Here is a 1,801-nt window from a genome sequence, read left to right on the forward strand (position 1 = left end):
GTTGCGCGGGGCGGTCGCCGCGCTCTGGCAGTTCGTCCGCGGCCTCGCCGCCACCACCGCCGACGCGCGCGGCGCGGCAGCCGCGACCGGAGTCGCCGACGAGGACTGGTGGGCCACCCGCTCCGCCCGACTCGCCGAGCTGGCACCGGACTTCGCGGAACGCTTCCCCCTGCTCACCGCCCTGCAGAGCACCGGCGGCGGCGCCCCGCAGGACAGCCATCGGGAGGCCTTCCGTGCCGGGCTCGCCGTACTGCTCGACGGCATCACGGCCGGGGATCCTTCAGACTGCTAACACTGTCGGGCGGCGGGGAGCGCCAGCACGACGCCGAGCACCACCAGGGTGGCGTACCCGGCGATCTCGTGGCCCGCCGGCACCAGGACCCGGACGAAGCCGAACAGCCGGAAGCCGTCGATCCAGGTGGACAGCAGGCCGGAGGCACCGCCGACGATCAACACGGAACCGAGGTAGCCGAGCAGGGTCTTCATGCCCCCGAGCCTAGGAATCCGCCCCCGGCCGGACATCCGACTTTCGGCGCGGACCGCCGCCACCAAAGTCGTCCGCCGCACATCCCCGCCGGCCCCGGGGCTCCGGACGGAGCAGCAGGCCCGGCGGCCCCGCCGCGGCCCGGGTACGTTCGCCGTGTGCAGCCCGAACGTGTGCAACCGAAGTCACCTTCCGTCACCAGGACCGCGGCCGGCGCCACCGTCTGTGCCGCCCTGGTGCTCACCGTCGTCGCCCCGTCGGCCCTCGCCCAGGACTCCGGCCGCGCCGTCGGCGGGGAGCGGCTCGGCCGCCCAACCGTCCAGGTCGCACCGCTGGCCGGGGCGCCGGCCCTGCCGTCCGAGCTGACCGGCCGCTCCTGGCTGATCGCCGACGCGACCACCGGCGAGGTGCTCGCCGCCCGCGACCCCCATCTGCCGCTGCCCCCGGCCAGCACCCTCAAGATGCTGTTCGCGGACACCGTGCTGCCCAAGTTCGACCGGGCGCTGGAGCACAAGGTCACCACGGCCGAGCTGGCCGGCCTCGGTGCCGGCAGCAGCCTGGTCGGCGTCAAGGAGGACCTGCCGTACCGGGTCGAGGACCTCTGGCGGGGCGTCTTCCTCAGCTCCGGCAACGACGCCGTCCACGTCCTCTCCCACATGAACGGCGGCGTCCAGCGGACCGTCACCGAGATGCAGGAGCGCGCCCGGGCGCTCCAGGCCAGCGACACCAAGGTGCTCTCCCCCGACGGCTACGACATGGACGGCCAGGTCTCCTCCGCCTACGACCTCACCCTCTTCGCCCGGGCCGGGCTGCGCAACGCCGACTTCCGCAGCTACTGCGCCACCCGCACCGCGCGCTTCCCCGGCGGGCTGGACAAGCTCACCGGCCAGCGCACCAGTTTCGACATCGCCAACACCGACCGGCTGCTCGGCAAGTACCCGGGCCTGATCGGCGTCAAGAACGGCTACACCACCAACGCGGGCGCCACCTTCACCGGCGCCGCCGAACGCGGCGGCCGCACCCTGCTGGTGACGGTGATGCACCCCGAGTCGCAGGGCAAGGTCTACGACGAGGCCGCCAGCCTGCTCGACTGGGGCTTCGCCGCCGCCGGGAAGGTCCAGCCGGTCGGCCGACTGGTCGACGAGGCCTCCTCCCCCACCTCGGAGGCCGAGGCCGCCGAACAGCTGCCGCCCTGGTCCCGCCCGCCGCTGCCCGCCGGTCCCGGCACCGGCTCCGGCCTCGTCCCCGTCACCTGGACCGCCGCCGTCCTCGGAACCGCCGTCGCCGCCTGGGCCACCGCCCACGCCGTCGCCCGCC

The 1,801-nt window shown here is 74.6% G+C and carries 3 protein-coding genes; 2 read left to right on the forward strand and 1 reads right to left on the reverse strand.

Annotation, left to right across the window (positions count from 1 at the left end; all coding sequences use genetic code 11):
* Positions 1-292, forward strand: a 292-nt coding sequence (locus tag KS423_RS44865) for a TetR/AcrR family transcriptional regulator C-terminal domain-containing protein (protein ID WP_374120183.1), incomplete at its 5' end; no start/stop codon positions are given.
* On the opposite strand, the gene KS423_RS44870 is transcribed toward KS423_RS44865, so the two are convergent.
* Entirely contained in the window at positions 289-486 is a 198-nt protein-coding gene (locus KS423_RS44870) for a hypothetical protein (protein WP_224285421.1), read from the reverse strand. The genes KS423_RS44865 and KS423_RS44870 overlap by 4 nt on opposite strands.
* A 171-nt stretch (positions 487-657) precedes the next feature.
* On the opposite strand from KS423_RS44870, the gene KS423_RS44875 reads away from it, so the two are divergent.
* The coding region (locus KS423_RS44875) for a D-alanyl-D-alanine carboxypeptidase family protein (RefSeq protein WP_374120184.1) at positions 658-1,801 on the forward strand (1,144 nt) is incomplete at its 3' end.

The organism is Streptomyces sp. LS1784 (assembly GCF_020103755.1).
In the GTDB taxonomy this organism is placed as follows: Bacteria; Actinomycetota; Actinomycetes; order Streptomycetales; family Streptomycetaceae; genus Kitasatospora.

Bases quoted from the DNA above. Each gene is read 5' to 3' on its own strand.
- KS423_RS44870 (WP_224285421.1), bottom strand. From the start codon at position 486: ATGAAGACCCTGCTCGGCTACCTCGGTTCCGTGTTGATCGTCGGCGGT.